The sequence below is a fragment of the Microbulbifer mangrovi genome (assembly GCF_002009015.1).
Lineage (GTDB): Bacteria > Pseudomonadota > Gammaproteobacteria > Pseudomonadales > Cellvibrionaceae > Microbulbifer > Microbulbifer mangrovi.
In genome coordinates this window covers 1-8258 of the sequence record NZ_LZDE01000208.1, presented here as the reverse complement: position 1 = coordinate 8258, position 8258 = coordinate 1, and the positions used below count along the sequence as shown (strand labels likewise).

Below are 8258 nucleotides of genomic sequence, written 5' to 3'. Positions count from 1 at the left end.
GCAGCGAGGGCGCGAACTATACGGAGAGGCCCAACGGGGTGCAAGCACTTTTTCAGAAAAACTTTTGCCGCACTCGAGCCGCCTCTGCAGGCGGTAAAAAAATTCAAAACATGCGGGAAAAGTGAAACAGTTTCCCAGCGCCGTTACTTTGTATCCAGCCGGGTACCGTTGCGGGAATGCCGCCAGCCTGAAAACAAGTCGCTGCATTCAGGAATACGGCCTCCGAAGAGGCCGTAGCGGATGAATCAGGAGGCCTGCTCGACAACCTGCTCGATACGGCCGAAGATGGACTGACCATCCCGATCCAGCATTTCAATGGCAATCCGATCACCGAACTGCATAAAGGAGGTGGTCGGTTTACCTTCCTCAATGGTTTCGATCATGCGAATCTCGGCAATACAACTGTAGCCAACTCCACCCTCGTTTACCGGCTTGCCAGGGCCACCGTCGAGTTTGTTGGATACGGTACCGGAACCGATGATGGTACCGGCACCCAGCGGACGGGTCTTGGCCGCGTGGGCAATCAGCTGACCAAAGTGGAAGGTCATATCGATACCCGCGTTCGGCTCGCCAAACTTGTCGCCATTCAGTTCTGAAATCAATGGCAGGTGGAGCTTGCCCTCTTTCCAGCTATCACCCAGTTGCGCCGGAGTGACACATACCGGGGAGAACGCACTGGAAGGCTTGGACTGGTAAAACCCGAATCCTTTGCCCAGTTCGTTCGGGATCAGCCCGCGCAGGGATACATCGTTTACCAGCATCACCAGCTTGATGTGCTTCAGGGCCTGCTCCGGGGAAACGCCCATCGGTACGTCATCGGTAATGACTGCGATTTCCGCTTCGAAGTCGATACCGAAGCCCTCGCTCTGGGGCATCACAATAGGCTCGCGCGGGGCGAGAAAGGTATCGGAACCACCCTGATACATCAGCGGGTCGGTCCAGAAGCTCTCGGGCATCTCCGCATTGCGCGCCTTGCGCACGAGTTCCACGTGGTTCACATAGGCGCTGCCATCCGCCCAGTGGTAGGCCCGGGGTAGCGGGGAGTGACACTGACTCTGATCGAAGGGCTCGCCTGCGATCTCCCCGCTGTTCAGTTTCGCCTGGAGCTCTTCCAGCTGGGCAGATTTCTTGTCCCAGTTATCCAAGGCGCTCTGTAGGGTACGCGCAATATTGGCCGCTGACTCCATGCGGGTCAGGTCATCACTGACCACAACCAGCTTGCCGTCGCGTCCACTTTTCAAGGTGGCTAACTTCACTGTGCCTTCCTCTCAATTGAATCGTTGGTTTTGGATCTCAGTTTTAAGGATCCAGTGCTTTGAACTCTTCGTCACCATGCATCCACGCGGCATGGCGCGGCGCCTTCTTGGTGCGGGACCACTCTTCCAGCATGTCTTCTGCAACACGCTTGAGCTCTTTATGCATACCGGGCTTGGCGGTATTGGCTGCGAGCTCAATGCGGTGGCCGTTGGGATCGAAAAAATAGATGGACTTAAAGATGGTGTGATCGGTAGGCCCGAGCACATCGATACCCGCATCTTCGAGCTTTTGCTTCATCGCCAGCAGCTCGTCCATGCTCTCCACTTCCAGGGCGATGTGCTGCACCCACAACGGAGTGTTTTCGTCGCGGCCCATATCCGGGGAATTGGGCAGCTCAAAGAAAGCGAGCACGTTGCCCTGTCCCGCATCCATAAAGATATGCATGTAGGGATCCGGTGCCCCCGTCGAGGGCACCTTGTCTTCGGCAATGGCGAGCTGAAAGTCCATGCCCAGGAGATCGCGGTAGAACTCCACGGTCTCCTTGGCATCGCGGCAGCGGTAGGCCACGTGGTGGATACGCTGTATAGCCATGGTTGGCCTCCGGTTTAGATGAATGGATCAGGCTGCGTCTTCTTTGCCCTGATCCCCGCCTTCTTTACCGCCGATTACACCGCGCTTGAGCTGGTCGCGCTCGATGGATTCGAACAGTGCCTTGAAGTTGCCTTCACCAAAGCCTTCGTCTTCCTTGCGCTGGATAAACTCGAAGAATACCGGGCCGAGCATATTGGCAGAGAAGATCTGCAGCAGCAGGCGCGGCTGACCGCCTTCGGTGGTACCGTCCAGCAGCAGACCGCGCTTCTTCAGCTCGTCGGTGGGCTCACCGTGACCGGGCAGGCGCTCTTCCAGCATTTCATAGTAAGTTTCCGGAGGCGGGGTCATGAATTCCATACCCTGCTTCTTGAGGCGGTCCCAGCAGGCCACCAGGTCGTCACAGGCAAATGCGATGTGCTGGATGCCTTCACCGTTGTACTTCATCAGAAATTCTTCGATCTGGCCGCCGCCACCAGCCGCTTCTTCGTTCAACGGGATACGGATTTTGCCGTCCGGCGCAGTCATCGCCTTGGACAGCAGGCCGGTGTACTCGCCCTTGATGTCGAAGTAGCGGATCTCACGGAAGTTGAACAGGTCCTCGTAGTACTTGGCCCAGAAGTCCATGCGACCGCGGTACACGTTGTGGGTCAGGTGGTCCAGGGTGTGGAAACCACAGCCTTCCGGATGCTTGTCCACGCCTTCCAGCCAGTGGAAGTCGATATCGTAGATAGACTCACCTTCCTTATAGCGGTCGATCAGGTACAGGGTGGCACCACCGATACCCTTGATGGCCGGCAGACGCAGCTCCATGGGGCCAGTTTCCACTTCCACCGGCTGCGCACCCTTCTTGAGGGCTTCGTTGTAGGCAAAGGTCGCATCCTTTACGCGGAACGCCAGGCCACAGGCGGAGGGGCCGTGCTCGCGCGCGTAGTAGTCCGCGTGGCTGCCCGGCTCGTAGTTGGTGATGAAGTTGATATCACCCTGACGCCACAGCTCAACGTCTTTGGTGCGGTGACGGGCGACCTTGGTGAAGCCCATGGCCTCGAAAACAGTCTCCAGAATGCCCTTCTCCGGCGCGGTGAATTCCACGAACTCGAAGCCGTCCAGGCCCATGGGGTTCTCAAATAAATCGGCCATGTGATCCTCCTATGCGGGATTTTTTATGGTGGCCCGGGGTACCGCTTGTGGCGGCGCAGGCCTACTTGGTTTCAGGTGCAACGAATTTAGTTACGCGTGTAACCAATGTCAAGCACTGGACTCAGACGGTTTGAAACGGCTCTAAAGTAATAGGCCCAAAAATAGGAAATAACCGGTAAAGAAATGACCAGACAGAGGAAATGGGTGCAAGAAAGTCTTGAGAAGGGATAACTCCCGACCGCATTGCGCGGCCAGGAGTCTATTTACAGTCAGGCTTCGGTTTCGACCACCTTGGAGAGGTCGCCGACACCGGCTTCCTTCAGTAGGGAATCTACCAGCGGCGCCATGGCGCGGTGCTTCAGCGCGCTGCCCACCAGAGCCTCAGGCAGGCTCTGGCTGCCGGATTCGCCCTCACTGTCGACGATGCCGCCGCTGGCGCGACCGCCAACACCGTTCAGGCCCTCCACAGAGATGATCTTCATACCCTCGATCTTCTCCAGCGGACGCACGCTCTCGCGCACGATGCCCGGCAGGTTCTCGTGCAGGCTGAGTACCCGCTTGAGTGCGATCTGTGCATCGCTGAGGCTGTTCATGGCCTCGTTCATCAGACGCTGACCCTCTGCGTCCACCGCGTACTTTTCACGATCGGCCTCGACCTTGATGCGCACAGCCTCAGCTTCTGCGGACGCCTGCAGGCGCAGCGCTTCCGCCTTGTCTTCCGCGGCAGCTTTTTCCGCTTCTGCGGCAACCTTGATGGAGGTCGCCTGACGCTCGGCTTCTTTCTGCGCTTCGATAATCTCGATACGCTTGTCACGCTCGGCCGCTTCCACGTCTTTCGCAGTCTGCACCAGCTCTTCCGCCTTCACCGCTTCCGCGCGCGCCACGTTAGCCTGCTGATCGGCAACGGACTGCTCTTTGGATTTTTCGGCAACCGCAATGGCGCGTTCCTGCTCGGCAATTTCCAGCGACTTCTGCTTGGAGATACGCTGCTCATCGAGTACGCGTTCGCGCTCGATTTCCTGCTCCTGCAGACGTTTTTCTTTTTCAATTTCCAGCAGGCGGGTGGCCTGTTCCGCGGCGATACGGGCCTGGTCCACTTCGCGTTCGGCTTCAATCTCTGCCTGGCGGGCCGCACGTTCCTGGGCGGCGGTTTCCTTGGCCATATCCGCCTTCTGCGCTGCCTCGCGGTTTTCCAACTCGCGTTGCTGCTCCAGGTAGGCGTAGCGTTTTTCCTTTTCGATCTCCAGACGCTGACGTTCCGCTTCCAGGTTCTTGGTTTCAATCTGAACCCGGGTTTCCTGCTCCACATCATTCACTTCTTTGCGACGCGCCTCAATGGAACGGGTCATGCTGGCAAGACCCTCGGCATCGAACACGTTGTCCTGATTAAAGAACTCCTTGTGCGTCTGGTCGAGACCAGTCAGGGACACGGATTCCAGTTCCAGACCGTTTTTCAGCAGGTCTTCGGAGACTACTTGCTGTACTTTCTGCACGAACTGGCTGCGCTGCTCATGCAGCTCTGCCATTTCCATTTCCGCCGCTACCGAGCGCAGGGCATCGACAAATTTACCCTCGATCATTTCCTTGAGCGCTTCCGGATCCAGAGTGCGCACACCCAGGGTCTGGGCCGCATTGGCAATGGCATCGGTATCCGGCTTCACGCGCAGGTAGAACTCCGCAAGCACGTCGACGCGCATACGATCTTTGGTAATCAGCGCCTGATGCTCCTTGCGCGAAACAGCCAGGCGCAGCGTGTTCATGTTTACCGGGATGATTTCATGCAGCACCGGCAACACCAGCGCGCCGCCGTTCATAATGACCTTCTGGCCACCCATACCGGTACGGACAAAAGAGCGCTCCTTGGAAGCGCGGGTATACAGTCGCGCGAAAATGGTACCGATGACGATCAGGCCAATCAGTACTGCCCCTGCCATAATCCCTATGTTGGAAAGATTCTGAATCACTAACGCATTCTCCAATTTAATTGTTTTCAGTCAGGTTTTTGTTGGTGGGCTTGATCACGCGGAAATTAGCTCCGCGCTCTTCCACCAACAACACCTGCTGTCCCTGTGTAAAGGTTTCCCCATCATCCGGCTCCACCATCACGTAGTGGGTGGTACCAAATTCGTCCCTGAGCCGCGCTTCTGCCGGCGAGCCGGCGACGGCTTCACCAATGGTGATGACCGCAACCCGGCCGATAAAAGATGCACGGCCAACTGCTTCCGTTTCATCGCCGACAGCAAACTTGCGCAGTACATTACCGACAAAGCGCACCTGTGGCAGTGCCAGCATCAGCACCGGAATCACCAGCAACCAGCCGGGCAACAAAATACCCACCAGCGATTCCGTGAACATTTGGATCAGCAGGCCGGTAACACCGAAGCTGACCAGGAAAGCCACCAGCAAAATCAGCGCGGGCACCTCGCCAAAGCGCAGCCAGCCCAACAGCTTGGTGAGCACACCGCCTGCCTCGGTATCGGGGGCGTCCAGATCGATATCCATATCCGGCAGCAGGTTGTCCAGCATGTCCGAGATACCGACACCGATCAGCATCATCACCCCCTCGAGTACGGCAATCATCAGCATCAATACCAGTGCACCGGTAAACAGCTGGTTGCCGTCTTGCAGAAAGAAAGCCATCAAGCCTCCGTCTGGGATTTGATTTTGGCCAGGCGTTCCTTGATGCGATTGCCGCGCGCCAGTTCTTCAAGTTCGGCGAGTTTGCTGGCGTCAGCACTGGATTCAGAAGTGGGGACACCCGCCTGTTCCAGAATGCGATTGAAGGCACCGGTGGCCTGGTCCACCTTGTCGGCGGTAGCACGACTGTTGCCCTGCTGCTCTCCCGCCGGCCCATTGCTTACATGTTCACTGGCCTTGATGAACTCGCGCAGCTGCTCGCGCATTTCGCGCTTCTTGCCCTGCAGTGCACCGATATAGGAATTCAGCTCGTTGATTTCCTGATCGGTTTCCGCAATCGCTTTTTCCAGTACGGGGATCTGCGCTTCGATATCCATCTGCTTGGCGATGGCGGCCTCGGCGAGATCATCGCGCCCCTCCTGCACGGCCACTTCGATCTGCGCACTGAGCGTGGCATGACGGCTGTTTTCATCATTGAGCGTTTTGCTGCTCAGGTATTTGGCCGCCTCTGCCTTGCCGAGCTGATCGCGTACGTCGGCAATGGCATCATCAATTTCGCGGATGGCCTGCTCCATCACCAGCTGCGGTGTGGCGTTTTCCACAGAGTCCACCACCGCGTTGGCCGAGGCAGAGATGATGCGGGAGATACGTTTTATCAGTCCTTCTTTCATTACTTTTCCTTCCTCTTGTCGATCTGTTTGGGTTGGTGGGGGATCAACGATGCATAAGATCCCGCAGTCGCTGCTGTATTTTTTTTGCCGCATCCGGATTCACCACACGGGGATCCTCCTGCACCGCAACCAGCAGAATTTTTTCCAGGAATGTCTCGATAGCCGGCAGCGCCTTTTGCTCGAGCGCCGGTGCCAGTGCCTCCTGATCGGAACAGGCCTGTATCGCCGCCGCCCCTTCTGTCACCAGTTCCAGCAGGGCCTCTACCAGCAGACTGCGCTGGTTTTCATCCACGTACCTGGCCCTGGTGGGCAGCATGGTTTCTGCGGAAGCGAGATAAGCGCGCGCAAAACTCTCGACCCCCACGGCTTCACGGGCCATGGCGATCAGCTCGCGCACTTTTTCGCTCTGGGTGACGGCGCCATTGCGGTCAATGGACATCAGGTAGGTGTAGTCCTCTGACGAAAGTCGCGCCGAGATGGATTGGGTTTTGTTGAGCATGGCATTCCCTGTCTTGCGATGTATACAAAAGTACACACGAACCCGTTTACGGTCAATTACACGAGATTACAGGCGCGGAGCCGGGGCAAAAGCGCGCCAAAACAAGTTAGATAGTCACGAAATCATGCAAATTCCGCATTCTTTATGCCAATGGCATAACACCGCTGAGGCGCCCAGGCCGCATCGGCACACCTTCCCGGCGGGATCTCACCAATTGGGGGCACGCGGCGACTGATTGCGCCAGCAAAGTGCGCGCAACCGTTCAGCCTTGCCATCAGTCATTTCAACGAGTTAACGCTTTACAAAAACCCGCGCGCGCGATTTCCTGTAGGGCTTACCCGCCGCGATCCGGCGGCAATAACAATAAACAGTCTTCCGGTTCCCCCACTTATCCAAGGCGGGTTCCGGACCGGGAGCCCGGGGAGGACAATGGACAGACGACAATTCATCAAGCTCGGGGGCGTTGGTGCCAGTGGCATACTGCTTCCGGTATCCGGTATTGCGGTTTCCGCGGAACAACTCACCGGTAACGGTATGGATGCGGGGCAGAAAAAAGTCCTCGCCGATATCGTCCTCAATGCCGCGCGCAAAGCTGGTGCTTCCTATACCGATGTACGCATCGGCCGCTATCTCAACCAGTTCGTCATCACCCGCGAGACAAACGTCGAGAATATCGTCAATACCGAATCCTTCGGTGCCGGTATCCGTGTCATTGCCAACGGTACCTGGGGCTTCGCCGCCACCAATGACCTGAGCAGAGACGGTATCGCCAAGGCTGCGCGACAGGCTGTTGCAGTAGCCAAGGCCAACGCCAAATACCAGAGCGAACCGGTACAGCTGGCACCAGTAAAGGGCGTGGGCGAGGTTTCGTGGCAGACCCCGATTCAGAAAAACGCCATCGAGGTACCCATCAGTGAAAAGGTGGAGTTCCTGATGGACGTCAACAACGGGGCGCTGGAGGCCGGCGCAAGTTTCATCAATTCTTCCCTTTACCTGGTCAACGAACAGAAATATTTTGCTTCCAGTGACGGTTCCTATATCGACCAGGATGTGCACCGTCTGTGGGCACCGATGCAGGTCACCGTGGTCGACAAGAAAACCGGGGTGTTCAAAACCCGCAACGGTCTCAGCGACCCGGTGGGGCGCGGCTACGAATATCTGGACGGGCGTGAGGAAGACAAAATCCACGGCCAGACCACCCTGTACAAGAATTCCTACGATATGGCCGAGGATGCGCGCCTCGCTGCGGAACAGGCAAAAGCCAAACTGACCGCAAAATCCATTGAACCGGGCAAATACGATCTGGTGCTCGAGCCTTCGCACCTGATGCTGACCATTCACGAGTCCGTGGGCCACCCGCTGGAGCTCGACCGCGTGCTCGGCTACGAGGCCAATTACGCGGGCACTTCTTTTGCAACCCTGGATAAATGGCGCAGCGGCAAGTTCAAGTACGGCAGCGACAAGGT

General features: G+C 57.2%; 8 protein-coding genes. 1 reads left to right on the top strand and 7 read right to left on the bottom strand.

The window, feature by feature from the left end:
- Positions 1-245: 245 nt before the first annotated feature.
- The 7 genes from B4U49_RS02390 to B4U49_RS02360 all read right to left on the bottom strand — a co-directional run bounded on the left by B4U49_RS02390 (position 246) and on the right by B4U49_RS02360 (position 6792).
- Positions 246-1256 carry a fumarylacetoacetate hydrolase family protein gene (locus B4U49_RS02390; RefSeq protein WP_078082980.1) on the bottom strand — a complete coding sequence of 337 codons (1011 nt, stop codon included), beginning with the start codon at positions 1254-1256 and terminating at the stop codon, positions 246-248.
- Positions 1257-1299: 43 nt separating this feature from the next.
- Positions 1300-1848 (bottom strand): VOC family protein, encoded by a 549-nt coding sequence (locus tag B4U49_RS02385; RefSeq protein WP_078082979.1) that lies wholly within the window; start codon positions 1846-1848, stop codon positions 1300-1302.
- A 27-nt stretch (positions 1849-1875) separates the two neighbouring features.
- Entirely contained in the window at positions 1876-2985 is a 1110-nt protein-coding gene (gene hppD, locus B4U49_RS02380; protein ID WP_078082978.1) for a 4-hydroxyphenylpyruvate dioxygenase, read from the bottom strand.
- 269 nt (positions 2986-3254) lie between these two features.
- The gene (locus tag B4U49_RS02375) at positions 3255-4919 is read right to left on the bottom strand and encodes a flotillin family protein (protein ID WP_193432801.1); all 1665 of its coding nucleotides are present in this window, start codon (positions 4917-4919) and stop codon (positions 3255-3257) included.
- Positions 4920-4965: 46 nt separating this feature from the next.
- On the bottom strand, positions 4966-5625 hold the full coding sequence (locus tag B4U49_RS02370) for a YqiJ family protein (RefSeq protein ID WP_078082977.1): 660 nt from the start codon (positions 5623-5625) through the stop codon (positions 4966-4968).
- On the bottom strand, positions 5625-6293 hold the full coding sequence (locus B4U49_RS02365) for a PspA/IM30 family protein (protein ID WP_078082976.1): 669 nt from the start codon (positions 6291-6293) through the stop codon (positions 5625-5627). Before B4U49_RS02365 ends, B4U49_RS02370 begins: the two co-directional genes overlap by 1 nt.
- A gap of 43 nt (positions 6294-6336) precedes the next feature.
- Positions 6337-6792, bottom strand: coding sequence for a hypothetical protein (locus B4U49_RS02360; RefSeq protein WP_078082975.1), 456 nt, complete (start codon positions 6790-6792; stop codon positions 6337-6339).
- 429 nt (positions 6793-7221) lie between these two features.
- Between B4U49_RS02360 and B4U49_RS02355 the strand changes: the two genes are divergently transcribed.
- Positions 7222-8258: TldD/PmbA family protein (locus tag B4U49_RS02355; protein ID WP_143735486.1), on the top strand; the 1037-nt coding region annotated here is incomplete at its 3' end.

Excerpts from the sequence above, each read along its gene's own strand:
- B4U49_RS02385 (WP_078082979.1), bottom strand. The coding sequence starts at position 1,848 with ATGGCTATACAGCGTATCCACCACGTGGCCTACCGCTGCCGCGATGCC.
- hppD (WP_078082978.1), bottom strand. The coding sequence starts at position 2,985 with ATGGCCGATTTATTTGAGAACCCCATGGGCCTGGACGGCTTCGAGTTC.
- B4U49_RS02375 (WP_193432801.1), bottom strand. The coding sequence starts at position 4,919 with ATGGCAGGGGCAGTACTGATTGGCCTGATCGTCATCGGTACCATTTTC.
- B4U49_RS02370 (WP_078082977.1), bottom strand. The coding sequence starts at position 5,625 with ATGGCTTTCTTTCTGCAAGACGGCAACCAGCTGTTTACCGGTGCACTG.
- B4U49_RS02365 (WP_078082976.1), bottom strand. The coding sequence starts at position 6,293 with ATGAAAGAAGGACTGATAAAACGTATCTCCCGCATCATCTCTGCCTCG.
- B4U49_RS02360 (WP_078082975.1), bottom strand. The coding sequence starts at position 6,792 with ATGCTCAACAAAACCCAATCCATCTCGGCGCGACTTTCGTCAGAGGAC.